At 70.7% G+C, this 26181-nt stretch carries 26 protein-coding genes; 17 read left to right on the top strand and 9 right to left on the bottom strand.

Features of this window, described 5'->3' with window-relative positions; all coding sequences use genetic code 11:
- Positions 1-4 precede the first annotated feature (4 nt).
- Together CHC09_RS34635 and CHC09_RS34640 are read right to left on the bottom strand one after the other, a co-directional pair.
- Entirely contained in the window at positions 5-2743 is a 2739-nt protein-coding gene (locus CHC09_RS34635; protein WP_239138699.1) for an ATP-binding protein, read from the bottom strand.
- Positions 2710-2904, bottom strand: a complete 195-nt coding sequence (locus CHC09_RS34640; RefSeq protein ID WP_089297479.1) for a hypothetical protein — start codon at positions 2902-2904, stop codon at positions 2710-2712. Before CHC09_RS34640 ends, CHC09_RS34635 begins: the two co-directional genes overlap by 34 nt.
- 224 nt (positions 2905-3128) lie before the next feature.
- On the opposite strand from CHC09_RS34640, the gene CHC09_RS34645 reads away from it, so the two are divergent.
- The 6 genes from CHC09_RS34645 to CHC09_RS34670 all read left to right on the top strand — a co-directional run bounded on the left by CHC09_RS34645 (position 3129) and on the right by CHC09_RS34670 (position 8894).
- Positions 3129-3542, top strand: coding sequence for a DUF6069 family protein (locus CHC09_RS34645; protein WP_089297480.1), 414 nt, complete (start codon positions 3129-3131; stop codon positions 3540-3542).
- A 71-nt stretch (positions 3543-3613) separates the two neighbouring features.
- Positions 3614-4003, top strand: coding sequence for an HPF/RaiA family ribosome-associated protein (locus CHC09_RS34650; protein ID WP_143232774.1), 390 nt, complete (start codon positions 3614-3616; stop codon positions 4001-4003).
- 88 nt (positions 4004-4091) lie between these two features.
- Complete coding sequence (locus CHC09_RS34655; protein ID WP_089297482.1) at positions 4092-5885, top strand: Xaa-Pro dipeptidyl-peptidase; 1794 nt, start codon at positions 4092-4094, stop codon at positions 5883-5885.
- 343 nt (positions 5886-6228) lie between these two features.
- Positions 6229-7188: a MetQ/NlpA family ABC transporter substrate-binding protein gene (locus CHC09_RS34660; RefSeq protein ID WP_089297483.1), complete on the top strand. Its 960-nt coding sequence runs from the start codon at positions 6229-6231 to the stop codon at positions 7186-7188.
- 13 nt (positions 7189-7201) lie between these two features.
- Positions 7202-8233, top strand: a complete 1032-nt coding sequence (locus CHC09_RS34665; RefSeq protein WP_089297484.1) for a methionine ABC transporter ATP-binding protein — start codon at positions 7202-7204, stop codon at positions 8231-8233.
- A gap of 1 nt (position 8234) precedes the next feature.
- Positions 8235-8894, top strand: a complete 660-nt coding sequence (locus tag CHC09_RS34670) for a methionine ABC transporter permease (RefSeq protein WP_089297485.1) — start codon at positions 8235-8237, stop codon at positions 8892-8894.
- Between the two features lie 3 nt (positions 8895-8897).
- Here CHC09_RS34670 and CHC09_RS34675 read toward each other — a convergent pair whose 3' ends face one another.
- Complete coding sequence (locus CHC09_RS34675; RefSeq protein ID WP_089297486.1) at positions 8898-9449, bottom strand: CGNR zinc finger domain-containing protein; 552 nt, start codon at positions 9447-9449, stop codon at positions 8898-8900.
- A 70-nt stretch (positions 9450-9519) separates the two neighbouring features.
- Between CHC09_RS34675 and CHC09_RS34680 the strand changes: the two genes are divergently transcribed.
- On the top strand, positions 9520-10509 hold the full coding sequence (locus CHC09_RS34680) for an EamA family transporter (RefSeq protein WP_089297487.1): 990 nt from the start codon (positions 9520-9522) through the stop codon (positions 10507-10509).
- A 45-nt stretch (positions 10510-10554) separates the two neighbouring features.
- A complete protein-coding gene (locus tag CHC09_RS34685; protein WP_089297488.1) occupies positions 10555-11598 on the top strand; it encodes an NAD(P)-dependent alcohol dehydrogenase in 1044 nt (347 codons plus the stop codon).
- A gap of 88 nt (positions 11599-11686) precedes the next feature.
- On the opposite strand, the gene CHC09_RS34690 is transcribed toward CHC09_RS34685, so the two are convergent.
- The gene (locus CHC09_RS34690; protein WP_089297489.1) at positions 11687-13438 is read right to left on the bottom strand and encodes a multicopper oxidase family protein; all 1752 of its coding nucleotides are present in this window, start codon (positions 13436-13438) and stop codon (positions 11687-11689) included.
- A 335-nt stretch (positions 13439-13773) separates the two neighbouring features.
- Here CHC09_RS34690 and CHC09_RS34695 point away from each other — a divergent pair, with 335 nt between their 5' ends.
- Both CHC09_RS34695 and CHC09_RS34700 read left to right on the top strand, forming a co-directional pair.
- Positions 13774-14397: a TetR/AcrR family transcriptional regulator gene (locus CHC09_RS34695; RefSeq protein WP_089297490.1), complete on the top strand. Its 624-nt coding sequence runs from the start codon at positions 13774-13776 to the stop codon at positions 14395-14397.
- Positions 14394-14855: an acyl-CoA thioesterase gene (locus CHC09_RS34700; RefSeq protein WP_089297491.1), complete on the top strand. Its 462-nt coding sequence runs from the start codon at positions 14394-14396 to the stop codon at positions 14853-14855. The genes CHC09_RS34695 and CHC09_RS34700 overlap by 4 nt, the downstream gene beginning before the upstream one ends.
- An 8-nt stretch (positions 14856-14863) precedes the next feature.
- Here CHC09_RS34700 and CHC09_RS34705 read toward each other — a convergent pair whose 3' ends face one another.
- Positions 14864-15334 carry a hypothetical protein gene (locus CHC09_RS34705; protein WP_089297492.1) on the bottom strand — a complete coding sequence of 157 codons (471 nt, stop codon included), beginning with the start codon at positions 15332-15334 and terminating at the stop codon, positions 14864-14866.
- A gap of 122 nt (positions 15335-15456) precedes the next feature.
- Positions 15457-16446 carry an aldo/keto reductase gene (locus CHC09_RS34710; protein ID WP_089297493.1) on the bottom strand — a complete coding sequence of 330 codons (990 nt, stop codon included), beginning with the start codon at positions 16444-16446 and terminating at the stop codon, positions 15457-15459.
- A gap of 122 nt (positions 16447-16568) precedes the next feature.
- On the opposite strand from CHC09_RS34710, the gene CHC09_RS34715 reads away from it, so the two are divergent.
- From CHC09_RS34715 to CHC09_RS34735, 5 genes are all read left to right on the top strand, one after another.
- Positions 16569-18008: a flavin-containing monooxygenase gene (locus CHC09_RS34715; protein ID WP_089297494.1), complete on the top strand. Its 1440-nt coding sequence runs from the start codon at positions 16569-16571 to the stop codon at positions 18006-18008.
- Entirely contained in the window at positions 18005-19153 is a 1149-nt protein-coding gene (locus CHC09_RS34720) for a zinc-binding dehydrogenase (protein WP_089297495.1), read from the top strand. Before CHC09_RS34715 ends, CHC09_RS34720 begins: the two co-directional genes overlap by 4 nt.
- 136 nt (positions 19154-19289) lie before the next feature.
- Positions 19290-19601, top strand: coding sequence for a hypothetical protein (locus CHC09_RS34725; RefSeq protein WP_089297496.1), 312 nt, complete (start codon positions 19290-19292; stop codon positions 19599-19601).
- Positions 19602-19609: 8 nt separating this feature from the next.
- Positions 19610-19792, top strand: a complete 183-nt coding sequence (locus tag CHC09_RS34730) for a hypothetical protein (protein WP_089297497.1) — start codon at positions 19610-19612, stop codon at positions 19790-19792.
- Positions 19793-19857: 65 nt separating this feature from the next.
- Positions 19858-20385 (top strand): GNAT family N-acetyltransferase, encoded by a 528-nt coding sequence (locus CHC09_RS34735; RefSeq protein WP_239138698.1) that lies wholly within the window; start codon positions 19858-19860, stop codon positions 20383-20385.
- Here the strand turns inward: CHC09_RS34735 and CHC09_RS34740 are convergent.
- Complete coding sequence (locus CHC09_RS34740) at positions 20380-22575, bottom strand: tetratricopeptide repeat protein (protein WP_089297499.1); 2196 nt, start codon at positions 22573-22575, stop codon at positions 20380-20382. The two genes, CHC09_RS34735 and CHC09_RS34740, sit on opposite strands and share 6 nt — an antisense overlap.
- Positions 22576-22643: 68 nt before the next feature.
- The gene (locus tag CHC09_RS34745) at positions 22644-23483 is read right to left on the bottom strand and encodes an aminotransferase class IV (protein ID WP_179277411.1); all 840 of its coding nucleotides are present in this window, start codon (positions 23481-23483) and stop codon (positions 22644-22646) included.
- Between the two features lie 211 nt (positions 23484-23694).
- Between CHC09_RS34745 and CHC09_RS34750 the strand changes: the two genes are divergently transcribed.
- Positions 23695-24783 carry a hypothetical protein gene (locus tag CHC09_RS34750; protein WP_089297501.1) on the top strand — a complete coding sequence of 363 codons (1089 nt, stop codon included), beginning with the start codon at positions 23695-23697 and terminating at the stop codon, positions 24781-24783.
- Positions 24784-24845: 62 nt separating this feature from the next.
- On the opposite strand, the gene CHC09_RS34755 is transcribed toward CHC09_RS34750, so the two are convergent.
- Positions 24846-25262, bottom strand: a complete 417-nt coding sequence (locus tag CHC09_RS34755; protein WP_143232775.1) for a hypothetical protein — start codon at positions 25260-25262, stop codon at positions 24846-24848.
- 201 nt (positions 25263-25463) lie between these two features.
- On the opposite strand from CHC09_RS34755, the gene CHC09_RS34760 reads away from it, so the two are divergent.
- A complete protein-coding gene (locus CHC09_RS34760; protein ID WP_089297503.1) occupies positions 25464-26153 on the top strand; it encodes a VOC family protein in 690 nt (229 codons plus the stop codon).
- Positions 26154-26181: the final 28 nt, after the last annotated feature.

Here is a 26181-nt window from a genome sequence, read left to right on the forward strand (position 1 = left end):
CCGGTCAGCGGCGTGCGACCAGGTCGCGTACCTCGGTCCGGGAGGAGACGCCCAGTTTGCGCAGGATGTTCGAGACGTGGACGGCGGCCGTCTTCGGGGAGATGTAGAGGCGCCGGGCCAGCTCCGTGTTGGTCAGCCCGTCACTGATCAGCACCGCCACCTCCCGCTCCCGGGGCGTCAGGGCGGCCGGGCCGCTGATCGCGGGCGCCGCGTCGACGGGCGTGATCCCCAGCCGGGCGCGGACCTGGTCGAGTTCGGTGACCCGCCAGCCACCCCAGCCGGCGAGCAGGGTCGCGGCCGCCGCCAGTTGCTCGGTGGCCTCTACCCGCCGGTCGGCCGCGAGCAGGCAGCGGGCGGCGTGCACGCGTACGGTGCCGCGGGTCTCCGGGCCGAGGATGTGGGCGTCGGTGATGGACAGGTAGCCGGCCAGCGCCTCGGCGTGCCGGCCGTGCGCCTCCGCGAGCTGGGCGTCGATGAGGGTCCGGTGGGCGTCCCAGACGTTGGCGTCGAGCAGTTCGGCGCCCATCAGGTCGAGCCGGTCCGCCGGCAGGCCGAGCTCGATCGCGGCGGAGATCAGGTCGTGGGCGTGCTCACCGCTGCGCCACGTCTGTTCCCGTACGACCGCGATGACGTCGTCCAGGGCCGCTTCGGCGCGCGGGAGGTCGCCGAGGCGGCAGGCGAGGTGGAACGTCAGGCCGGGGATCGTGATGGGCAGGTTGCTCGGTAGCGGTGTCAGGTCGGTGATGAGCTGCTCGACCCGGCCCAGCTCGCCCGCCTCCAGGTAGAGGCCGGCGAGGAAGACGCCGTGGTAGTCGGCCCAGCGGCCGCTGCGCTGATAGCCGCGGTTCTGCTCGCGGCCCTCCTCCAGCGCCGCGATCGCGGCGTGCAGGTCACCGGCCCGCTGGGCGAGCCGGGCCCGGCCCTGGAAGTACGTACCGACGGCGAGCGACTCGAAGCCGGCCCGCTCCGCGTCGACCCGCATCCGTTCCAGGATCTCGGCGTGCTCGACCGGGGAGGTGGGCGGCTCGCCGTGGACGAGGACGTTGAGGGCGCGGGCGGCCAGCACCCACTCGCCCGCGTTCTCCGCCTCGTCGACCAGGCTGGAGAGGATCTTGCGGCCCTCGGCCGCGGTCCGCGGGCGCTCGGCGAGCGTCGAGCCCTTCTCGACCAGGGCGGCCAGGCGGACGGCCGGCAGGTCGAACTCGTCGGCCAGCGCCAGGGCGTGATCGGACCAGAGCAGCGCGGCGTCGAGCTCATCGCGCAGGTAGGACGACTGCGCGATCGCGGTCATCGCCCGGGCCTGATCGGCGCCGGGCGGGAGCTGAGCGATCAGGGTCTCGATGTCCTGGGTCAGGGCGCGCATCTCGCCGGTGTCACGGGACTCCCACGCGATGCGGACCAGCAGGTACAGCGATTCGGCCCGATCGGTCGTGGTGCCGGCGAGGTCCCGCCAGCGCCGGCCGTGCCGCAGCGCGTCGTCGAGCAGCCCGGCCAGCCAGGCCGCCCGGGCGGCGCAGGAGAGCAGACCGGGGTCGTCGGGGACCTCGTCGAGCCCCATCTCCGCCAGTTGCAGCGCCTGGTAGGCGGAGCCGATGGAGAGGTAGAGGGCGGCGCCGTGGCGGGCGGCGGCGATCATGTCGTCGTAGCGGCCGGCGCCGCAGGCGTGATGCGCCACCATGGCCGGGTCGGAGGCGCCACTGTTCAGCAGCACGTCGAGCGCCGCCTCGTGCAGCCGCCGGCGCTGCCGGCCGAGCAGCCGGCCGCCGATCGCCTCCCGGACCAGCGCGTGCCGGAACGCGAACTCGTCCTCACCGGACTCGACCAGGACGCCGCGGGTGACCAGGTCGCGCAGCACCGTGATCAGCTCGTCCTCGCCGGTGCCGGTCACGTTGGCGAGCAGGTCGAACGGGATCCGGTGGCCGAGCACGGTGGCCGCCTCGACGATCCGGTGGCTGACCGGATCCAGATCGTCGACCTGGCGGCGCAGCACGTCGGCGAGGCTCCAGGGCAGGGGCTGCTCGACGAGCGCTTCCACGTCGTACCCGGGAAGGGCACGTAGTAGTTCTTCCAGAAAGAACGGATTTCCGCCGGTACGAAGGTGGAGCGCCGTCGCGGCGCGCAGCGGCGCCGGGGCGCCGGTCGCGGCCGTCAGCAGCGCCGCGGTCTGCACGGGGGTCAGCCGATTGAGCCGCACGTGGGTGACGGTGTGCCGGCGCTCCAGCCGGGCCAGCAGCCCGGCCACCGGCTGCCGGCGGGTCACCTCGTCCGGCCGGTACGTCCCGAGCAGCAGCCGCGGCCCGTGCTGGTCGGCGATCCGCTCGAAGAGCGCGGCGCTCTCCGAGTCTGCCCAGTGCAGGTCCTCGAAGAGGATGACCGCGGGGGCGTCGCCGATCAGCTCGGCCAGCACGGCCAGGCCGGTGTGCAGCCGCTCGACCGGGCTGCGCCGGGGGTCGGCGAGGGCGGCCAACTGCTCCTCGTCGACCTCCGGGCGGCCGTCGAGCGCGTCCAGGAGAACCTCGTACGGCCGGGACAGCGAGCCGGGCTCCGCCTGACCGATCAGGACCACGGTCTCCGGCGGCACGGTCGCCAGCAGCTCCTGCACCAGCCGGGTCTTCCCGATGCCCGGTTCGCCGGCGATGATCGCGACGGCCGGCTCACGCGCCGAGGCGAGCCGTGCCAACCGGCGCAGCTCGCTCTCCCGCCCGATCATCACCGGGCTGGCACCGCCACGGAGGGTTCGCACGACGCCAGGGTACCGGTGGGGTGTCCGCGTACGGCGGTGGCCTTCTTCGATCGGCGCAGCCGCAGGACGCTTGCCAGCAGGCGCTCGCGGTCGGCCTCGGCGATCAGCTCGCGCCGGCGGTCGTTCGCGAGGGTCAGCATCAGTTCCGGGTGCATCATCATGGCTTGTCTCCTTGTTCGCCGTCGATGGATGAATCATCGATCGGCGGGGGAGCGGCCACATCGGAAGCGTTTACCTATCTTCGCTGGTCAGCATGGTTTAGAGGCGGTGCTCAGGGCGTCTAGGTATACCTATCCACGCCGGCTGTCGATTACTTCCGGGGGCGTTCGTAGTCCTAATGAGAGACCGGCGCAGGGCCGGTCCGTGCCGCACCGGAGGATTTGCGATGACCGCCGTACGTACCGATGCCCCGACCGCCGCCTTCCCGATCCGCCGGATGCTCCTCGCCGGTCTCGCCGCCATCGCCGTGGCCGGCGCGGCCACCTCCGCCGCCGCGGCCGGTGGTCGCGCGGCGGGGATCAGCCTCGACGTTTCGGGTGAGTCCATCCCGGTGGCCGGGTTCGCGATGCTGACCGCGGTGTTTTCGCTGGTCGGCCTGGTGATCGCCGCGGTTCTGGCCCGTTTCGCCCGGCATCCGCGCCGGGTCTTCGTGCGAATCACCGTGGCGCTGACCGTGCTGTCGCTGGTGCCGGACCTCATCGCGGACGCCGCACCGGCCACCAAGGTGCTGCTGATGGCGACGCACCTGATCGCCGCGGCGATCGTCATCCCCGTCGTCGCGCGCCGGCTGTCCGCCTGATCCGCCGGCCGGTGCTCCCGGTGCGGAAAGGTACCCGGGCCAGGGTCGACCGGCCCTACTGCGGAACCCGGGTGCGGATCATGGTGGAGGCACGCCCGTCGGACAGCACGGACGATGACATCGAGGAGGCGACCGTGACCGTCATTGATCTGGTCCTCGAGCCGCAGGTGCGCGCCTACGGCGAGGTCACGCCGGAGGCCGAGGATTACGCCCGCGAGAAGGTGATGGTGGCGCTGCGGCATGCGCCGGCCCCGGTGCTGCGTGTCCGGCTGACGATGGATGGCGCGGCTTACGGCGACCGTATCGACGCGCATGTCGATCTCAGCGGGTTCGGCGTCCACGTGCACGCCGTCGGGGAGACGATGCAGGAGGCGACCGACCGGCTGCAGGAGCGGCTGCGCTCGCGTCTGCATCACCTGACCCGCCGTCCCGCGCAGGGAGCCCGGCGCCGGGTCGCGTGACTCCGGGCCGGCGGAGGCGACGAGGGGGTCCGGGGCGAGGACTCGCACCGGCCCCCCGGCAATTGATGATTGGCGATATGGTGGCGCGATGCGACTCGCCGCATCGATCGCCGTCATCGCCGTCCTTCTCACGCCCTCGGTGGCTGCCGCCGCGCCGTCGACCGATCCGCCCGGCACGCAGCCGGTTCATGATTACGCGCAGGCCATCCGGGAGCAGGTCTGGGTGCAGACCGGGGTCGACAGCGACTCCGACGGCAAGCCCGACCGCGTCGCCGTGCGGATCATCCGGCCCGCGACCACCGAACGGGTGCCGGTGATCTTCCAGGCGAGTCCGTACTACGCCGGGCTCAACGACGTACCCAATCATGACGACATCGACCGTGGTGGCGCCGCGAGTGCCGCGCGGGCCGTGACCGCCGACCGCGCCGCGGAGATCTACTTCGGGGGTTACCTGGACAACTACTTCGTGCCGCGCGGCTACGCGGTGGTCTTCGCGGACAGTCTCGGCACCGGCGGCTCGGACGGCTGCCCGACCACGGGCGGGCGCAACGAGACGCTCGGCATGAAGGCGGTCGTCGACTGGCTGAACGGCCGGGCCAAGGCGTTCGACGCGGACGGCGGGCAGGTGCGGGCCGGCTGGTCGACCGGGCGGACCGGGATGATCGGCGTGTCCTACAACGGCACGCTGCCGAACGCGGTCGCCTCGACCGGGGTGCGGGGCCTGGAGACGATCGTGCCGATCGCCGGGATCTCCAGCTGGTACGACTATTACCGGGGCAACGGCGGGGTGGTCGCGCCCGGCGGTTACCAGGGCGAGGACGCCGACGTGCTGGCCCGGGCCGTGCTGACCAGGGCGAACCCGGAGGTCTGCGCGGGTGTCATGGACGACCTGGAGCGGGAGCAGGACCGGGAGACCGGTGACTACAGCGCGTTCTGGGCCGAGCGTGACTACACCCGCGACGTGGACAAGGTGCGGGCCAGTGTCCTGCTGGTGCACGGGCTGCACGACGACAACGTTCGCACCCTGCAGGCCGGGCAGTGGTGGGACGCGCTCGCTGCGCGGCACGTCCCGCGGAAGATCTGGCTGCACCAGGCGGGGCACACCGACCCGTTCAACATCCGCAGGGACGTGTGGCTGTCGACGCTGCACCGCTGGTTCGACTACTGGCTGTACCGGATCGACACCGGGATCATGCGGGAGCCGATGGCCGACGTCGAGGTCGCCCCGAACCGGTGGGAGACGGCGCGGACCTGGCCGATTCCGGACAGCCGGCCGGTGTCGCTGCGGCTGGGCGACGGGCCGCGGCAGACGTTCGTCGACAACCCGGCACGCACCGCGGACGATCTGGCGGCCGACGAGACGGCGGCGGATCCGAACCGCTTCTCCCACGTTTCCGCGCCGCTGACCCGCGAGACCCGGGTCTCCGGGACGCCGCGGATCACCGTGCGCGCTGACCTGGCCGGTGACTCGCCGTATCTGACCGCGCTGCTGGTCGACTACGGTCCGGCCGAACGGTTCGCCGGGGTGCGGACGCTCGCCGTGCAGGACTGTGTCGGCCCCGGCATCACGGGCGATCCGGGCTGCTTCAACCGGCGGGAGTACGTGACGGCCAGCACGCCGTACGAGATCGTGACCCGTGGCTGGCTGGACGTTCGTAACCGCTTCTCACCGGCGCGGACCGCACCGGTCCAGGCCGGCCGGGCGTACACGTTCCGGTGGGAGCTGCAGACGACCGACCACGTGTTCGCCGCCGGTCACCGGATCGGTGTGGTGATCATCTCCACCGACCGGGACCACACGCTGCGCTATCCGGCTGGCACTACGATCGGTGTCCACCCGGCCTTCTCGAAGCTGGACCTGCGCCTGACGCCGGGCCGCTGAAAAGCCGCGAACCCCAACTTCAACCCCTTTCTTCCGGTACGACCGGTGGAGCCCCGCGACCAGGCCTTTCGGCCGAGCCCCGGGGCGGTCCCGCGCGGGATCGTCACGTGACTCGGCTTGTGGCCTGGTCGCGGGGCTCCGTCGGTCGTACCGGAGAAATAGGGTGAAGAGGGACCAAAGGTGACCGGGAGCTGGAACTATGAAGCCGAAGGCGACGTGGGTCTCCGCTTGTTCTGTTCTGAGACGGTTCGCCCAGGTAGACGGAGAACACATTTTACCTATCGGATTAGTGGGTTAAGGTGATCATCTTCCGAGTCCACCGGTAACCCTCCGGAGCAATGTGATGTCTGTGCCGACACCGTCCGATCCGAATCAGTCCGACGAGCCGCGCCTGCCGGCCCGCCAGCGCAGCCGCTGGCCGTGGATCGCGGCGGCGGCCGCGGTCGTCGTCGCGGCGGGGGTGACCATCGCGATCACCACGGGCGGTGACGAGGGTGGCGACGACAAGGCCCAGACCGTGCGGATCGGGGTCGTCGACGCGTCGCAGCCGTACTGGAAGACCTACACCGACCTCGCCGCGAAGCAGCTGAACGTCACCGTGACACTGGTCAACTTCACCGACTACAGCCAGCCCAACCCGGCGCTGCGGCAGAACCAGATCGACCTCAACCAGTTCCAGCACATCCAGTACCTCGCGGACTACAACGTCACCGCGAAGGACGACCTCCAGCCGATCGGTGCCACCGCGGTCTACCCGCTGCCGCTGTACTCGCTGAAGTACAAGTCGCCGGCGGAGCTGCCGGCGAACGCCAAGGTCGCCATCCCCAACGACGCGATCAACCAGGCGCGCGGCCTGCTGATCCTGCAGTCGGCCGGGCTGATCACGCTGAAGAACGGCGGCAGCGCCTTCTCCGGCACCGCCGACATCGAGACCAAGAAGGTCGACGTGGTGGCGCTGGACGCGTCGCAGACCGCCGGCGCTCTGCAGAGCGGCTCCGTGGCGGCGGCGATCGTCAACAACAACTACGCGACCAGCGCGAAGCTGCCCCAGACGGCGGTCGTGTTCAAGGACGATCCGGCCAGCACCAGCGCGGCGCCGTACGTGAACATCTTCGTCGCCCGGGCCGCTGACAAGGACAACGTGACGTACCTGAAGCTCGCCGAGCTCTACCACGACCCGGCCGTGGAGAAGGGCGTCCAGGAGGCCAACGCCGGCGCCGCGGTGCTGCGCACGGTGCCGCCGGCCGAGCTGCAGTCGCTGCTCAAGACGGTGCAGGACCAGGCCGTGGCCGCGGGCAAGTAGAGCCGGCGCGCACGTGTCACACGTACGTCTGAGCCAGGTCACCAAGTCGTTCACCCGGGGCCGCAACGGGCCCCGGGTGGTCGCCCTCGACGATGTCAGCCTCGAGGTCGCCAAGGGCGAGGTGTTCGGCGTCATCGGCCACTCCGGCGCCGGCAAGAGCACGCTGATCCGGCTGATCAACGGCCTGGAGACGCCGACCAGCGGCCAGGTGCACGTCGGCGACCACGAGATCACCGCCCTGTCCGAACGCGACCTGCGCGGGGTCCGCCAGGACATCGGCATGATCTTCCAGCAGTTCAACCTGTTCCGGTCGCGCACGATCGCCGGCAACGTCGCCTACCCGCTCAAGGTGGCCGGCGTCGCGAAGGCGGAGCGGGACCGGCGGGTGGCCCGGCTGCTCGACTTCGTCGGGCTCCTCGACCGCGCGCACGACCACCCGGAGCAGCTGTCCGGCGGGCAGAAGCAGCGGGTCGGCATCGCCCGCGCGCTGGCCACCGAGCCCTCGCTGCTGCTGGCGGACGAGGCCACCAGCGCGCTCGACCCGAAAACCACGGCCGAGGTCCTCGACCTGCTCAGCCGGGTGAACCGGGAGCTGGGCGTCACCATCGTGCTGATCACCCACGAGCTCGACGTGATCCGGGCGGTGGCCGGCCGGGTCGCGGTCATGGACGGCGGAAGGATCGCGGAGACCGGCACGGTGTACGACGTCTTCGCCCATCCCCGCAGCACCGCGGCGGCCGACTTCGTGCGTGGCGCCCTGCGCGACCGGCCGTCACCGGAGACCGTGGCGCGGCTGCGCCGCACCCACAGCGGGCGGATCGTCACCGTCGGGGTCCAGGACCGCACCGGTTTCCAGACCGCGCTGGCCAGGACGTTCCTGGAGCACGGCGTGGCCGCGGGCGTCATCTTCGGCGGCGTCGGCGAGCTGCAGGAGCGGGCGGTCGGCAGCCTCACCTTCGAGCTGACCGGCCCGGCCGAGGGGATCGACGCGGCGCTGGCCACCCTGCGGGCCGACGGCGTCGACCTGACCGAGGAGGAGGGCTGACGTGGACGAGTTCCTCACCAACCTGCCGGAGTTCCGTGCGGCGATCTGGCAGACGTTCTACATGGTCGGCATCTCGGTGGTGCTCGGCGGCCTGCTGGGCCTGGCCCTGGGCCTGGTGCTGTACGCGACCCGCCCGGGCAGCCTGATGTCGAACCGGGCCGTGTTCGTCGGCGTCAACATCCTGGTCAACGTGGTGCGGCCGATCCCATTCGTGATCTTCCTGATGGCGATCCAGCCGCTGATGAAGGCCATGATCGGCACGACCATCGGCACCGACGCGGTCACCTTCGCCCTGACGCTCGCGGCGGCGTTCGCGGTCAGCCGGGTCATCGAGCAGACCCTGATCGCGGTCGACCCGGGCGTCGTCGAGGCGGCCCGCGCCGCCGGCGCCCGGCCGCTGAGCATCCTGCTGACCGTCGTCGTCCCCGAGGCGCTCGGCCCGGTGATCCTCGGCTACACGTTCATCTTCGTCGCGGTGGTGGACATGTCGGCCCAGGCGGGGCTCTTCGGCGGCGGCGGGCTGGGCTCCTTCGCGATCACCCACGGTTCGCAGCGTTACAACTGGGTGGTCGTCTACATCACGGTCGCGGTCATCATTCTGATCGTGCAGGCGGGGCAGTTCGCCGGTAACGCGCTGGCCCGTCGCGCGTTGCGCCGCTGACGGTCAGGTCTCGGCCTTCCGGGCCCGGAAGGCGACCATGTTCATCCGGTTCCCGCAGCGGACGGTGCAGAAGCGCTTGGACCCGTTGCGGGACAGGTCGACGAAGAGGCCGGTGCAGTCGTCGGCCGCGCAGACCCGCAGGCGACCCATCTCGTTCATCCGGATGACGTCGATCAGGGCGAGCGCGGCCTCGACCCGGATCCGCTCGGCCAGCGGAGCGTCCGGCTCGGTGGCGTGCATGTGCCAGTCGGAGTCGTCGTGCCGGGTCAGGTAGGGCAGGGCGCGGGCCTCGCGCAGCATGCGGTTGACGACCTCGACCGCCTCGTCGCGCCCGAGCGTCCAGACCTCCCGGATCTGCGCGCGGGCCTTGCGGACCTCGCGCACCTCGGCCTCGTCGCGGTCGATGCGGCCGGTGAACGTGTTGTGCCTCAGCAGCTCCTCCAGGTGGGCGACGGTGGCGAGCTCGTCCGTGCCGGAGCGGGACGCGCCCGGCTCGGTGTTCGCGAGCACGACCGCGAATTCGAGCGCCTCCTCGGTGTCAGGGGCAAAAAGCAATTTGACTCCTCACTTGACCCACCTTAGCGTCAGGGGCATATCCAACTTAGCCCATGACTGAGGAGCCGTCGTGAAGCTCACCCCGCAGTCCGCCGGGCTGGTCGCCGCAGTGACGTCGGCCGCTTCGTTCAGCACGTCCGGAGCGTTCGTCAAGCCGCTGCTGGAGGCCGGCTGGTCACCGGCCGCCGCGGTCACCGCCCGGGCGTTCAGCGCGGGTCTCCTCCTGCTGCCGGTCGTCCTGCTCTCGCTGCGCGGCCGGTGGCACGCGGTGTGGCGGGGCCGCTGGCGGCTGCTCGCCATGGGCCTGCTCGCGGTCGCGATCACCCAACTGGCCTACTTCGCGGCGATCCGGCGCGTCCCGGTCGCCACCGCCCTGCTCATCGAGTTCCTGGCGCCCCTGCTGCTGGTGCTCTGGGTCTGGGTGACCAGCCGGCGCCTGCCACGACCGGCGGTGCTGCTCGGCTCGGTCCTCGCGATCGGCGGTCTGATCCTGGTGATCGGCCCGGGCGCGCTGCAGGCCGTCGACCCGGTCGGCCTCGCGCTGGCCTTCGTCGCCGCCATCGGATGCGCCGTCTACTTCGCTGTCGCGGGTCGCCCCACCGACGGCCTTCCGCCCGTCGCGCTGGCCGGCATCGGTCTCCTGATCGGCGGCGTCGTTCTCGGGCTGACCGGCGTGACCGGCCTGGTCCCGATGAAGGCGGTCCTCGGCGACGTGACCCTGTTCGGCTCGTCGGTGCCGTGGTGGGTGCCGCTGACCGTGGTCTCGGTCTTCGGCACCGCGATCGCGTACGCCACCGGCATCTTCGGATCGAACCGGCTCGGCTCCCGGCTCGGCTCGTTCGTCGGCCTGCTCGAGGTGGTGTTCGCCTCCATCCTCGCCTGGCTGGTCGTGGGGGAGCAGCTCACCCCGCTGCAGATGCTCGGCGGCGTGCTGATCCTCGCCGGCATCGCCGCCGTCCCGGCCGAGACGCCGCCCCCGGTCCCGTCGGAAGCGGCCGAGCCCGCGATCCGTCCCGAGTTCGTCGTCACACCCGCGGGACAAGACCCCCTGATCGGGTGAAATGCTGTTGACTGAGCAAGCATCTGTCTGAACCTTGGAGGAACGATGCGTACCGTCAACGCAATCGCCGCGACCTCGGCAACCGCCCCGCTGGTGCGGACCACCGTCGAGCGTCGCGATCCGGGGCCGCGGGACGTCCTGATCGAGATCCGGTACGCCGGGATCTGCCACTCCGACATCCACACCGTGCGTGGCGAGTGGGGTGAGGTCGCCTACCCGCTCACCGTCGGTCACGAGATCGTCGGGCACGTCGTCGAGGTCGGCGCCGAGGTCACCAAGCACGGGATCGGTGACCGGGTCGGCGTCGGCTGCATGGTCAACTCCTGCCGGGAGTGTGAGAACTGCCGGGCCGGGCTGGAGCAGTACTGCACCGGCGGCAACGTCGGCACGTACGCGAGCGTCGACCGGGACGGCACCATCACCCAGGGCGGCTACTCGACGCACGTCGTCGTCGACGAGGACTTCGTGCTGCGCGTGCCGGAGAACATCCCGATCGAGGCCGTCGCGCCGCTGCTCTGCGCGGGTATCACCACGTACTCGCCGCTCGCGCACTGGAACGCGGGTCCCGGCAAGAAGGTCGCCGTCATCGGCATGGGCGGCCTGGGCCACATGGCCGTCAAGATCGCCGCTGCGATGGGCGCCGAGGTCACCGTCCTGTCGCAGACGCTCAGCAAGAAGGACGACGGGCTGGCGTTCGGCGCCGAGAACTACTACGCGACCAGCGACCCGGCGACCTTCGAGGCCCTGGCGAACACCTTCGACCTGATCATCAACACGGTCAGCGCGCAGACCGACATCAACGCGTACCTGCGGCTGCTGCGCCTCGACGGGACCCTGGTCAGCGTGGGTGCCCCGCCGGAGCCGCTGCCGGTGCGGGCGTTCGTGCTGTTCGGTGCCCGGCGCTCGTTCGCCGGTTCGAGCATCGGTGGCATCGCCGAGACCCAGGAGATGCTGGACTTCTGCGCGGAGAAGGGGATCGCGCCGGAGATCGAGCTCATCGACGCCGACGCGGTGAACGAGGCGTACGAGCGGGTGGTCGCCTCCGACGTGCGGTACCGGTTCGTGATCGACATCGATTCCCTGCGCTGATCGCCGAGCGTGAGCGCCCGTCCCCGGGCGCTCACGCGGCGTCCCCGGGTGCGCGCAACCCGGGGACGCCGGTCGGAACCGTGCTCGGTCAGTGGTGGTCGCCCTCGTGCGGGTTGATCGCCATCACCTCACCGGGCATCACCACGAACGGCCGCATCATGCCCTCGTCCTCGTGCTCCAGCAGATGGCAGTGGTAGACGTAGCGGCCCGTGCCACCCTCGAACCGCCCTGCGACGGTGACCAGCTGATTGCCGTCGACCCGGATGGTGTCCTTCCAGCCCTGCTCGTTCGGATCGAGTGTGCCGGCGTGGTCGAAGGTGGCGATCGCGTTGTCGGGATCGGCGAGGTTGATCGAGTAGATGTCGCGGCGGATCGCCTGGAATCGGACCAGGTGGATGTGCATCGGGTGCATGATGCCCGGCGTGGCCAGGTTGATGAAGTTCCATGCTTCCCAGGCGCCCGCCTCGACCATGAAGTTGAGTGTGCCGTTGAAGCTGGTCGAGATCCGCTCGAACACCCGCGTCCCGTTGTCGGGGTCGGTGATCGTGACGGTCGGCTCGGTCGCGTCCGCGACGCTCGGGATCTGGCGCAGCTCCCACATCTCGGGATGCGGTCTGGTCGGACCCGGCATGGTCAGCGCGATCCACCGGTGCCCGTGATCCGCCGGAAGGGTGTCGTGGGTGATCCGGGTGAACGAGGTGGAGGTCCGGGACGGCAGCGTGAACCAGTCCCATACCGGGAAGACACCCACCCGGAACTGCATGACCGGCGTCGGTGGCGCCGGCGGCGCCAATGGTGTCCCCAACGTGTTCAGCAGACGCAGCTTCTTCCCCCGCTGCCCGCTGAAATCGATCAGGATGTCGGCCCGCTCCGCCGAAGCCAGGGTCAGCTGGGTGAGGGGGATCGGTTCGGGCAGCAGTCCGCTGTCGGTCCCGATCTGGTACATCGCGCCGGTCACCGGCGCTCCGTCCTTGTCCACCAGGGCCAGCTGGTAGGTGCGGGCGTTGGAGGCGTTGAGCACCCGGAAGCGGTACCAGCGCGGCTCGACGTCCAGGTACGGCCAGATCACGCCGTTGACCAGCGTGTACGGTCCGGCGAACGGCAGGGTCACATCGGCGTTGGTACTACCTGGCGCCCCTACCACTTTGTGCAGCAACTGCCCGGTCAGCTGACCGGTCGCGTCGGTGTCCAGGTTGCGGTCGGCGATGATCAGCGGCACCTCGTGCGAGCCGTCCGGCAGATGCAGCGCGTCCTCCTCCGCGTCGCGGATCAGGTACATGCCGGCCAGCCCGGTCATCACGTTCCACCGGGTGATGTCCATGGCGTGGTCGTGGTACCACAGTGCGGTGGACGCCTGGTCGTTCAGGTATTCGGCCAGTTGGGCGTCGCCGGGCGAGATCCCGTTCTCCGGCCAGCCGTCGCTGCCACCGTCGACATGCGCGCCGTGCAGGTGCACCACCGTCCACGGCGGAAGCGCGGCGACCTCCGGGATCGGCGTGGCGCCCTCACGTCCGGGACGGTCGCTCGGTGACGGATCGCCGGGGTTCGGTGCGTCCACCTTCACCGCGACCACCGGGAATCTGCCGCTCAGATCGTTGCGCCAGGCCACCCGGAGCCGCTGACCACGACGGACCTCGATGGTCGGTCCTGGGGAGACGCCCTCGTAGGCCCAGAGCAGGGTAGGCGGCAACGAGGAGTGCAGACGGGTCCACACCGGTCGCGCGGAGATGGTCAGCAGACTTGCGGAATCGGTGCCGGGCCGCCGCATCGGCGGAATCCGTAGTGGATCGACATATGGCACCAGACTGGTGACCGCGGACAGGGGTAGCGTGGATGTCATCGATGTCCCCTTTCGGTGTCTCGACGCCGGCCATGCCGTTCGGGGGTCGTGGCATTTGGGGAGCAAAATGGACTGCCTGGCCATGTGAGCCCCGTGGTAGGCGAATCCGGCCGACTCATCGATGGCAACACGCCACTTCGGTCATAGCCAGTCTTTGGTCTCGATCGGGTCGTTCATCCGCCTGTTCGGGTGCGGCGCTTACCACGTACGAAAAGGGCGTCGCGCATCGGCGGATCAGATTCTTGTCCGCCGATGCGGGTCCGCTGCGCCCCGACGTCACGCTGGTCCGGGCGGGTATCTTTACGACCGGTCGGTCTTTTTGTTAAGGTCAGGGCATGAGGCAGGACGGCAGACTGGCACGCGGGGAGCGCACCCGCACCGCGGTGCTCGATCAGGCGCTGGTCCTGGCCACCGTCTCCGGGCTCGACGGGCTGTCGCTGAGCCAGGTCGCCGATGCGCTCGGGGTCAGCAAGTCAGGGCTCTTCGCGCACTGGCGCTCCAAACTTCAGCTGCAGCTCGCGGTCATCGATCACGCTCGGCAGCAGTGGACCGACCTGGTGATTCGTCCCGCTCTCGCCGAGCCGGCCGGGGTCCGGCGGCTCTGGGCGGCGCACGATCGCCGGCTCGCCTTCTACGAGGCGGGGACGCTGCCCGGCGGCTGCTTCTTCGGCAACGCGCACTTCGAGTTCAACGCGCGACCGGGGGTGATCCGCGACCGCCTGGCCGAGGAGCAGAGCGCGTGGATGACGTTCCTGACCGGGGTCGCCACCGAGGCGCTCGACCTGGGCGAGCTACGGGCCGGGACGGATCCGGCGCAGCTGGCCTACCTGATCGAGGCGCTGGGGGTGTGCACCGTCATGCGGCCCGAGCCCGCGAGTTTCCGGTACGCGCGGCTGGCGCTGCACGCTCATCTTCGTACCGTCGCAATTGATCCCGATAATCTTCCGGAGCCGAAATGACAACCGCGACCCAAACCCTTTCCATCGCCTTCGGCGACACCGTCCGGATGCCGATCCATTTCGACGATCTGGACGCGATGGGAGTTCTGCACAACTCCCGGTACGCCGTTCTGGTCGAGCGCGCGACCGCCCTCTGGTGGACCGAGCACGGCGTCTCGTTCTCCGGCGGCCGACCCACCACACCGGACGCTTTCAATGTCGTCCGTGAATACGGAATCACGTTTCACCGGCCGGTCACCGGCACCGGCGACATCACCGTGCATTTCTGGATCGACCGGCTCGGCACCAGCAGCGCGGAGTACGGATTCCGGGTCACCTCGCTCGACGGCGCGACCGTCTTCGCCGAGGGGCGCCGGGTGAACGTCCGCGTCGATCGGGCCACGATGCGTCCGGCACCGTGGACCGACCAGGGCCGGCGCATCGCGGCCACGCTGCTGCGACCGGACAGTGCGTCCTGATCCGCTGGTCAGACGACTCGCACGGTCGCCTGGACGCGGGTGCGGCGACTGAAGCCACGTGAGGGAGGCCGGGTGCTTCCCGCACGGGTGACGACCTCCGCGCTGGAGATCCCGGTGTCCGACTTCGTGCGGTTGACGGTGCGGCGCAGGGTCGGGTGCCGGGTCTCCCAGGCCTCGCGGACCTTGGAGGGCAGGTGCAGGTCCCGCCAGACCTTGCGCAGCATCGACGGGTTGATCAGATCCTGCACCTCGTTGCAGCCGGCGGCCTCGCAGAGGACCTGTTCGTAGGCGTGCCGAAGCTGGGCGGGGTCATCGAGATCGTATCGACGGCTGCTGGCGTGCCCGCAGGCCATGTGGTGCGGCACCTCGAGGACACCGACGCTGTGGCCGTGCAGGTCGTCGATCCGGTCGGGGACGGCTGGGGCCCGGGTTCCGGCGCTACGGATCTTGCGGCCGTCCCGGGTGGCGACGTATGACATCTCCTCAGGCTAGGCGCGCCGACGGCGGCTCCCCCCGATCTCCCCGCGACCGGTGACGCGGGTCCGTTGGAGTGCCTGGTGAGACGGCCCCGGCGGGGTGTCGCCGCCGGGGCCGCACCGGGTCAGCGGTTGATCATCCGCTGCATCTGCTCCGGGTAGCGGTCGCCCTGGACCTGGATCCGGGCGGCGGCCTCGGTGATCTCGGTGAGATCCTCGGCGGTCAGCGCGAGGTCGGCGGCGGCGACGTTCTCCGCGAGCCGGCCGGTGTTGCGGGTGCCGGGAATCGGGACGATCCACGGCTTCCGGGCCAGCAGCCAGGCCAGCGCGACCTGACCGGGCTTGGCGCCCCGGCGGGCGGCGACCGCGGTGAGCAGGTCGACCAGGGCCTGGTTCGCCGCGCGCGCGGCGGGTGCGAAGCGCGGCAGGCTGCTGCGGATGTCGCCCGGGGTGAACTCGGTGCTCTGGTCGATCTTGCCGGTGAGGAAACCGCGGCCGAGCGGGCTGAACGGCACGAATCCGATGCCCAGCTCCTCCAGGACCGGCAGGATCTCCGCCTCCGGCTCCCGCCACCACAACGAGTACTCACTCTGCAGGGCGGTCACCGGCTGGACCGCGTGCGCCCGCCGGATGATCTCGACGCCGGCCTCGGAGAGACCGAAGTGCCGCACCTTCCCTGCCGCGATCAGCTCCCCGACGGTGCCGGCGACGTCCTCGATCGGGACCTGCGGGTCGACCCGGTGCTGGTAGAACAGGTCGATCGTCTCGACCCCGAGCCGCTTGAGCGAGGCGTCGGCGACCTGCCGGATGTGCTCGGGCCGGCTGTCCAGGCCGCCGCTCTGCCGGACGCCGCCGTCGATGGCGAAGCCGAACTTCGTCGCGATGACGACCCGGTCCCGGTACGGCGCGAGCGCCGCCCCGACGACCTCCTCGTTCACGAACGGGCCGTACACCTCGGCGGTGTCGAACAGGGTGACGCCGGCCTCGACGGCGGCACGGATGACGGCGACGCCGTCGGCGTGCGAGGCGGCCGGCCCGAGACCGTGGCTGATGCCCATGCAGCCGAGCCCGAGCGCGGAAACCTCGAGACCATTACCCAGGGTGCGGGTGTGCATTGTCGTCAGGTCCTTTCGGTTCTACTGTCTACCGTCCCGACGCTACGTCACCGGCGGCCACGACTTGATCGCGAACGGCGCGGAGCATGGCGCCGAGCAGGAATTTCCGCACACTGAGACCCATGACACAACTCACCGATGTGCTCATCGTCGGCGCCGGGATCTCCGGGATCAACGCCGCCTACCGCATCCGTCAGGCCCGCCCCGACCTGACGGTGACGATTCTCGAGGCCCGCGACACGATGGCCGGCACCTGGGACCTGTTCCGCTATCCCGGGGTGCGCTCGGACTCCGACATCTTCACCCTGGCGTTCCCGTTCCGCCCCTGGCAGGGCCGGGACGCGATCGTCGGTGGCGAGGAGATCCGCGAATACGTCCTCCGGACGGCGCGCGAGACCGGGATCGACCAGCTCATCCGGTACGGAACCCGGGTCACCTCGGCGGACTGGAACTCCGCCGAGGGCCGGTGGCACGTCGACGGGTACTCCGCCCGCTTCCTCGTGCTCTGCACCGGCTACTACGACTACGAGAACCCGCACGACCCGGAGATCCCCGGGACCTCCGACTTCGCCGGGGAGATCGTGCACCCGCAGCTCTGGCCCGAGGACCTGGATTACACCGGCCGCCGGGTCGTCGTCGTCGGCTCCGGCGCGACCGCCGTCACCGTGGTCCCCGCGATGGCTGGGCGGGCCGAGCACGTCACCATGCTGCAGCGGACCCCGACGTACGTCCTCGCGCGACCCCGCCGCGACGTCGTCGCCAACGCTCTGCGGAAACTTCTTCCGGCCGGTACGGCCCATCGGGTCGCCCGCGCCAAGAACATCCTGGGCCAGTGGCTGCTCTACCGCCTGTGCCGCCGCTACCCCGACCGGATGCGCGCGCTGTTGCGCAAGGGCGTCGTCGCCACCACCGGATCCGCCGAGATCGCCGACCGCGACTTCGCCCCGCCCTACGCCCCGTGGGACCAGCGGCTCTGCATCGCCCCCGACGGCGACCTGTTCACCGCGATCAGGAACGGCTCGGCGTCCGTGGTCACGGCGAGCATCGATCGGTTCGTACCGGAAGGGGTCCGCCTCGAGGACGGCCGCGTCCTGCCCGCCGACCTCGTCGTCACCGCGACCGGCCTGCGCCTCAAACTCCTCGGCGGCATCGACGTACGCCGCGACGGCGCGCCCGTCGACCTGTCCGAAACGGTCACCTGGCACGGCACGATGCTCAGCGGCCTGCCCAACCTGGCCGTCTGCATCGGCTACATCAACCTGTCCTGGACGGTACGGGCCGACATGACCGCCCGGCTGATCGCCCGCATCCTCGGCCACCTGGGCGAGGCCGGCATGGACGTCGTCGAGCCGGTCGCCCCGGCGGACCTCGGCGAACTGGCCCCGTTCATGGACATGCAGTCCGGATACCTGCGCCGCTCCGCGCACCTGATGCCCCGCGCGGCCGGGCACTACCCCTGGTCGATCCGGCAGGACGTGATGGCCGACGCCCGCGCCACCAACCACGCCGACCTGACCGACGGCCTGTGCTGGTCCAAGGTGTCCCAGGGCGTGCGGGCGTGAGAGCCGTCGTCGTACACCAGACCGAGCTGTCGGTGACCGAGGTCCCCGACCCGCGGCCCGGCCGCGGCCAGGTTCTGCTCAAGGTGCTCCGCACCGGCATCTGCGGCTCCGACCTGCACGTCCGGGCGGACGCCGACGGCAGCGCGGACATCGCCGCCGAGGTCGGCTACGACCACTTCATGCGCCGATCACATTCGGTCGTGCTCGGCCACGAATTCGTCGGCGAGATCGTCTCCTACGGCCCGGGCTGCCGGGCCCGCCGGCCACCCGGCGCCCACGTGGTCGCGCTGCCGCTGCTGCGTGTCGACGGCGAGGTCCACATGATCGGTCTCTCCGAGGCGGCCCCCGGCGGCTACGCCGAATACGTCCTGGCCGACGAGGACGCGCTCCTGCCGGTGCCGAAGGGGCTCGACCCGGACCTGGCCGCGCTGACCGAACCGCTGGCCGTCGCCCACCACGCGGTCCGGATGGGCACGGTCCGCCGCGGGGACCCGGCGGTCGTCGTCGGCTGCGGACCGATCGGCCTCGCCGTAATCCTGATGCTCAAAGCCTTCGGCGTACGACATGTCGTGGCCAGTGACTACTCACCCGCCCGCCGCGCACTCGCCGAGCGCTGCGGCGCGGACGTGGTCGTCGACCCCGCGGTCCGGACCCCGTGGGCCGAGCTCGCCGGCCGCAAAGGCGTGATCACCAGCGCCCCGGCGTACTACGGCACCGGCCTGGAAACCCTGCACGCCCTGCGCCGTAGCCCTCTGATGCCGTGGCGGCGGATCATCCGGGCCGCCAAACGCCTCGGGGTCGCCCCGCGCGGCCCGGTCGTCTTCGAATGCGTCGGCGTTCCCGGCGTCATCGAGCAGATCGTCTCCGCGGCCCCGTTCCTGTCCACGATCGTCGTGGTCGGCGTCTGCATGCGGCCCGACACCTTCCGCCCCACCATGGCCAGCAACAAGGAGCTGCAACTGCGCTTCTCGTTCTGCTACGACCCGGCCGACTTCGACGAGACGCTGCACATGATCGCTCGCGGGCGGATCGACGCCCGGCCCCTCATCACCGGCGTCGTCGGCCTCGACGGCGTCCCGGACGCCTTCGACGAACTCACCGCGGGCCGGCAGGCCAAGATCCTCATCGACCCCGCCCGGTCATGATCCAGGTCTGTCCGTTCGGCCGATAGCGACAACCACTCCGCACTCGTCGTGCACCGGAAGGGGGAACGGACGACCGTGACGATGGTTCTCGGCTCGGGAAGACCGGAGCCTGCACCCGTCGTCGAAGGGAACCGCCATGACCGAGCTGTCCGCCACCATCACCCCGGCGCTCAGCGTGGCCCGGCCACGTCCCGCCGTGCCCTGGGCGCAGGCCGGCCTCCCGCGAGTTCGGGTGGAGGTCACCGAGGACCCGATCTACCCGTACGTACTGCAGGTCGGTGACCTCGCCGCCACGCCGATACCGATGACGGTGCCCGCCGTGGGCGCCCTGCGCGACGCGTTGACCGCGGCGCTGACCCAGGCCGTACCGGGGAAGTCGGAGGACTTCGTCGCGGACTGGGCCAGGACGCACGGGGCCGCGATCGTGTCACCGACCGTGGAAGGGTAGGTATCGCCATGAACACCGCGACCGTGGAACACCCCGTGGTCCCGGCACCGTCCGCCGGAGCCACCCAGCGGTACGCCACGCCGACCGGCGCGCCGTGTCCGTACACCCTGCGTTCCGACGGCTCGGTCGACGGCGACGGTGCCTGCCGTGGTTGCGGAGCCTGCCTGCTCGGTGCGGGCTGGGAAGCCTGAGTCCGTCTCCTTCTATGCTTTCCGGTCATGAGCCTTCTGGACCGGAACGCCGGGAATCCGCCGTGGTGAGCCGTCTCGTGACACCCCGGACGATCCTGCGCGAGTGGCAAGAGGACGACCTCGACGCGTTCGCGAGGATAACCGCGCAGCCGGAGGTCATGCGCTGGATCCGCGACGGCCGGACGCTGGACCGTGCCGGCACGGCCGAACGGATCGGCGCGTTTCAACAGCACTGGGCGGAGCACGGTTTCGGACTGTTCGCTCTCGTCCTGCGGGAGACCGGTGAACTGGCGGGGTTCACCGGTCTCGCCGTGCCGACCTTCCTGCCCGAGATCATGCCGGCCGTGGAGATCGGCTGGCGGCTCGGCCGGGAACACTGGGGGCGGGGCCTCGCGACCGAGGCGGCGCGGGCCGTCGTCGACCACGCGCGCGCCGATCTCGGCCTGAAGCGGCTGGTCAGCATCCATCAGGTCGGCAACGACGCCTCCGCCCGCGTAATGATCAAAATCGGCATGCACCTCGACCGCGAGACCGTCTCACCGGACAACGGGCGATCCGTCCGGGTCTACGCCATGGACCTCGCCGACTCATGATTTTGCCGCGTCCCGGGCGAGTTTCAGGGCCTCCCTGCTCTTCTCGAAGCGGGGATGGCCGGCGCCGAGGACGCGTTCGACGTCGGAGATGACCCGCTCGAACAGGTCGATGGACTCGTCGAGCCGTCCGGCCGAGCGGTACACGTCCGCCAGTTCGGCGCGGGAATACAGCGTGTGCGGGTGGTCCGGACCCAGCACCCGTGTCCGGACGGCGATGACGTGCTGGAGCAGGTCGATCGCCTCGGCTGTACGGCCCGCCGACCGGTAGGTGGCGGCGAGATTCGCGCGTGAGCCGACCGTGTCCGGATGTTCCGCACCCAATACCCGGTCGCAGTCGACGACCAGCCGCTGGAACATGTCGATGGCCTCGTCCAGCCGTCCGGCGGAGTGGTATGCGGCGGCGAGGTAGTCCCGTGAGCCGAGAGTGTCCGGATGACCTGTTCGCACGGAATCGGCGAGGACCTGTTCGAACAGGTCGACGGCCTCCGCCAGACGGCCCGCCGACTCGTAGGCGTGTGCCAGATCCCGGCGGACGACCAGGGTGTAGGGGTGGTCGTCGCCCCGCGTCCGGGCCTGGTCGGCGACGACCCGTTCCAGCAGGCCGACGGCTTCGTCCAGACGGCCCGCCGACTCGTAGGCGAGAGCGAGGCTGCCGCGGGTCGTGATCGTGTCCGGGTGATCGGCGCCCTGTGCTTGCTCCAGGCCGGTGAGAGTGGCCTCCAGCAGGGGCACGGCACGGCCGAGATCGCCCACCTCGTGCAGGGCGACGCCCGCCCACGCGACCAGGGTGAGCAGGGACGACGACGGGTCCGCGGTGTGCTTGCGCAAGGCGAGGACGTGGGCGACGAGCTCGACGAGTTCGCTGCGCCGCCGTGCGACCCGTTGCAACGGCGGCTCTCCGGTGAGCGTCCCGAGCATCCCGGTCGCAGCGGCGAGTGCGGCGATACCGGATCTGCCCGCCTGGTGGCGGACCACTCGCGCGGTCAGCCGGTGCACCGACACCACGACGCGGTCCACCTCGCCGTCGTGGACCTCGCCGCTCAGGGTGATCAGCGTTCCGTCGGTGAGCAGGCCGAGCGCGCGGTCGAGCCCGTTCCGCAACCTCAGGGCCGGCGCCGCCCGGCGCAGCAGGACGCGGCTGACGCCGTCCGGGGAGAGCAGGGACAGCAACGTCAGCAGCCGGACGGCGTCGCCGCCGCGGTCGATGCGGCGCAGTGCGGCGATGCTGAGCCGGGTGGCCTTGATGACCCCGGGGTGGTCCGCACCGGCCGGCCGGCGCAGCGCCTCCCGCAGGTCCGGTCCGTCCAGCGCCGTGAGGTACTGCCGGTAGGAGATCCGGCCGCGCCGGATGTAGGCGGCGGCCTGGGCCAGTCCCAGCGGCAGCCGGCCGAGCTGCCGGGCCACCTCGTCCGCGTCGGCGCCGCCGGGCAGCCCGGTCGCCTGGTGCAGGAACGCCTGGCACTGCGAGCGCGTGAACATCCCCACCGGTACGACCGTGACGCCGGGCATGCTCGCGAAATCGAGCCGATTGCTGGTGATGAGCACCTTCGCCGAGCCGGCCACCGGCAGGTGCCCGGCGAGCGAGTCGGGACCGTCCACGTTGTCAAAGATGAGCAACAGTCGCTGACGGCTGTCGTTCTCGAGCCAGCCACGCAGCGCCCGCGCGGCGGCCTCGGGCCCGCGTTCGGCGTCGTCGACCAGCCCGAGCTCGCCTGCCAGCAGCGCCATGCCCGGCACCGGGCCGCCCTCCGCGTTGATCCAGGCCACCAGGTCGAAGCTGGCGGCGCGCCGACGGGCGTACGCCGCGGCCAGCTGCGATTTCCCCGCGCCACGCGTACCCGTCAGCACCACCAGCGCCGCCCGGTTCCGGCGGCCGAGCGCCCGGCGCAGCGTGGCCTCCTCGGCTGACCGGGCCTGCACGTGCCACGCAGGCCGCGGAATCGCGCCGAAGACGCGCCGCCCGGATCCGACGGCGTGCGGCGTCACCCTCGTGGCGGACCGTTGCCGGAGGACCTCGACGGCGACCGACAACACGACGAGCAGAGCGGCCGCCGCCCACACCGTGGCCGGCCACCATCGCCACGAGACCTCCAAGGTGTCGGTGGCGAGGTTCCCGACCAGGGCGAAGGCCGCGGTCAGCACGATGACGGTGCCCGGCGACGGTGTCCACCGGCGGTGACGGCGATTCATCTGGCGAACTCCGGCCGGATCCTGGATCAGGGTGGCGATTCGGTGATCGGTACTCGGGATCGAAGAAATCAGGGCTTTCGCCGCGAACGGTAAGGGTGTCGAGCCGCCCCCTGGCCCGTCGGCGCGATCGGTTCCCAGTCCGCCTGCTGCCAGGCGCGGCGGAGCAGGTCGGTGAGTCCCTGATCCTCGGGGAGGAACATCTCGTCGATCGCGGCGATCGGCTGTGCCGGACAGTGTGAATTGGTTGCGGCGGCGCCTGTCATCCGGTCCAGCGAATCGCGCGTCACGCGGCGGGTCGTGTCGGGAACGCCGAGCCGGCGCAGGCCGAGCCGGAGTACCTGCATGGTGATGCCGGCCAGGAGAGGACCCTCGGGCCAGACGACCTCGGCACCGTCCCAGAAGGCGATGTTCCACGCCGAGCCCTCACGCAAGGAGCCGTCCGGCGCGGTGAGGAGCGCGTCGTCGAAGCCGGCCTCGCGAGCCCGCAGGCGATGGTAGGCCAGGCCCAGCGTCGCCAGGTGCTTGAGCTCGGGGAGTTCTCGCTCGTACTGAACGGTCCGGACCCGCAGGGGTGGGCGGGCCGCGTCCTCGACCGGCTCGGAGACGGACACCATGATGTCGGTGCCGGCCCTGCTGGCCGGGTCCGGAAGGACGGTGACCTGGACCGTGGCATCGTCCAGGTCACCCAGCGCATGGTCGACGAGGGTCCTGACCCGGTCACCTGACGGCGGGGCGGCAGCCGGGAAGAGCACGGCGGAGCTTTCGCTCAATCGGCGCAGGTGGAGGGAGAGGCCGGCGACCGCCCCGTCACGCACCTGCATGGAGGTGTAGTGACCGTAGTTCCATGTGGCTGCCCGATGCACCGCTTCGACCGTCGCGGACTCGCCGTTGATCTCCACACGTATCACCGCGCAATGGTGGCACGCGGCGCGGACAGCCGCGTTGGCGAACGCCTCGCTTGAGTCCTCAGCGCGGCCTCGAGCGTCGCCGCCCGGCCGCCGTCCTGCGGTGTTCGCCGTCGACTTTGGTCTGGTGGGAATAGCCCGATGGCAGCTGTGGCCGCCGGTATGAGACCGGGAGAGTTCGATTCGTGCCGGTCCTGATGGGGGTTGGCGCCGAATGGGCGAGGCCCGCGTTTCGAGCCGGGAGGACGAGCAGGTGGACAGTCGTGCCGCGGCAGGACCGGACGCATCCGAGCAGGTGACCGAGCCGCGGCGGCGATGGCGTGGCTGGGTGCCGGCGGTCGCGTTGTTGGTGCTTGCTCCGTGGACCGCCGAATGTTCCTGGGGCGGGTTCGCCGTCGCCGACTATCCGATGGTGATTCTGTTTCTGGGGCCGCTTTACGGTGGCGCCGCGGTGCTCATCCGGGAGACTTCTCGCCGTACGGGCGGTGGCTGGCCGGTCATCGTGCTGCTTGCCGCGGCGTTCGGTGTCGTGCAGGCGGCCCTGGTGGACCAGTCGTTGTTCAACCCCGGCTTTCTCGACGACACCGAGTTCGCCGACCTGGCACCGGGAGCGAACGCGACCCTGGTGCCGGTGTTCGGGTTCAGTGTCGAGCAGGCGATCACCTATGTCGGCAACCACGTCCTGCTGAGCATCTGCGCACCGATCATGCTGGTGGAGGCGGTCGTGCGGCCGCCGTATCGCGACCGGCCGTGGCTGGGCGGGCGCGGGCTGCTGGGCCTCGGCGTGCTGTACCTGCTCGGTAGCCTGATGATCTTCTCGGACGACGAGGACGGGCGAAAGGGCTTCCTGCTCGCCCCGGCTCAGGCGGGGCTCGCGGTGGCAGTGGTGCTCCTGTTGGTCGGCGCGGCGATGCTGCCACGGTGGCGGCGCACGTTGCGGCGGCGCGTGGGTTTCGTTCCGCATCCGCTGCTGTTCGGGCTGCTCGTTCTCGGTGTCCACCTGGGTCTGTGGTTCGTCTCCGGCCGGCCCGGCGTCGGTGCGTGGGTCGTGGCCGGTGGAACCGTCCTGATGCTGGTCGGGGTCTGGTCCCGGCGCGCCGGTTGGATGCGGCGGCATGTCGTGACCGGCTGGTCCGCCGGCCTGATCGCCGCCGCGGCCGGGGCTTTCCTCGCTCCCGCCTACCGGCCGGTGTCGGCGCAGGCGGCGCTCGTCAGCGACGTGACCGTCGGCGTGTTGACGGCAGCGCTGGTGATCGCGGCGTACCGGCGGGCTCGTGCCGCGGACCTCGAGCAGGCGAAGTGACCGACGGTTTTGTGCCGAGGATTTCGAGTGGGCGGAGCAGGGCGGGGGAGGGATCAGCGGCTTTAGAACGAGAAGCCGAAGCGGACGGTGCCACCGCTGGTCAGGACCGTGGTCACGGTCAATCTGTGCCCGGTGGGGGCGGCGGCCAAAGCCAGCCGATCGGAGACCGGCTGCACCGGCGTGGCGATGCCGTTGATGGCCATGGACCATTTCCGTACGGCGGATTCCGCGCAGAGGTGGATCAGCCTCGTGTCGCCGACCGGGGGCTCGGGGCGCACGCGCAGGGTTCGCCCACCGCTCGACAGAGCCTGCGACAGCCGGTCCGGGCAGGGGCCGGCCCGTTCGTGCTCGTCGAGCGGCACCCCGGTGACGAGCAGGGTCGTGGCGAGCATCAGCAGCAGCCCGGCCGGCACCCAGCCCCGGACCCGGAGGTGTTCCTGCCGCGGCACGGGGCGGCGGCGACGCGTGGTGACGATCAAGGTGCCGCCATGGTGTCGAACCCGGAAGGGAGAGCTCAGGCTTTCTCCCTTGGGGTTGAGTCTTCCGCGTTCCTCGGTCATCTGTCCCCCGTTTTCTGTTTCCGCAGGTAGGTCGTCCGACAAGACCGAAAAGTTCCGTAGCGTGACGTCCGTGCGAAATATCGGCTGCGGGCCGGCGCCCGGCTGTCTACGCTGCGCGCCATGGCCAGTCAGCTGTACGCGCTCAGCATCGCCGCCGACCAGCCGGAGCGGCTCGCCTTCTTCTGGGGCGAGCTTCTCGGTCGGGAGATCGCCGCCGACACCGACCTGCTGCCGGGCGACGACCCCGGGTTCCGGATCCGCTTCGAGCCCGGCCGGGCGCCGAGGACCGGCCGGAACCTGATGCATTTCGATCTGACGAGTACGTCGTGGGAGCACCAGGAGCGGACCGTCGCCCGGGCGCTGGAGCTCGGCGGCCGGCACCTCGACATCGGTCAGCTCCCGGAGGAGGACCACGTGGTGCTCGCCGATCCGGAGGGCAACGAGTTCTGCGTCATCGAGCCGGGTAACAACTTCCTCGCCGGCTGCGGCTTCGTCGGGGCGCTGTCCTGCGACGGCACCCAGGCGCTCGGCTACTTCTGGAGTGCCGCCCTGGACTGGCCCCTGGTCTGGGATCAGGACCAGGAAACCGCGATCCGGTCACCGCGCGGCGGCTCGAAGATCACCTGGGGTGGCCCGCCGCTGATGCCGAGGACCGGCACCGACCGGCTGCGCCTCGACCTGATCGTGCCGGACGACGAGGCCCGGCAGTCCGAGATCGAGCGCCTGGTCGCCCTCGGGGCGACGATCGAGGACGACGGCCGGCTCCTCGACCCGGACGGCAACGAGTTCCGCCTGCTGACCGTTGTGTGACGCGTCGCGCACGATGCGAGATCCGGGT

The sequence above is a fragment of the Actinoplanes regularis genome (genome assembly GCF_900188005.1).
GTDB lineage: Bacteria > Actinomycetota > Actinomycetes > Mycobacteriales > Micromonosporaceae > Actinoplanes > Actinoplanes regularis.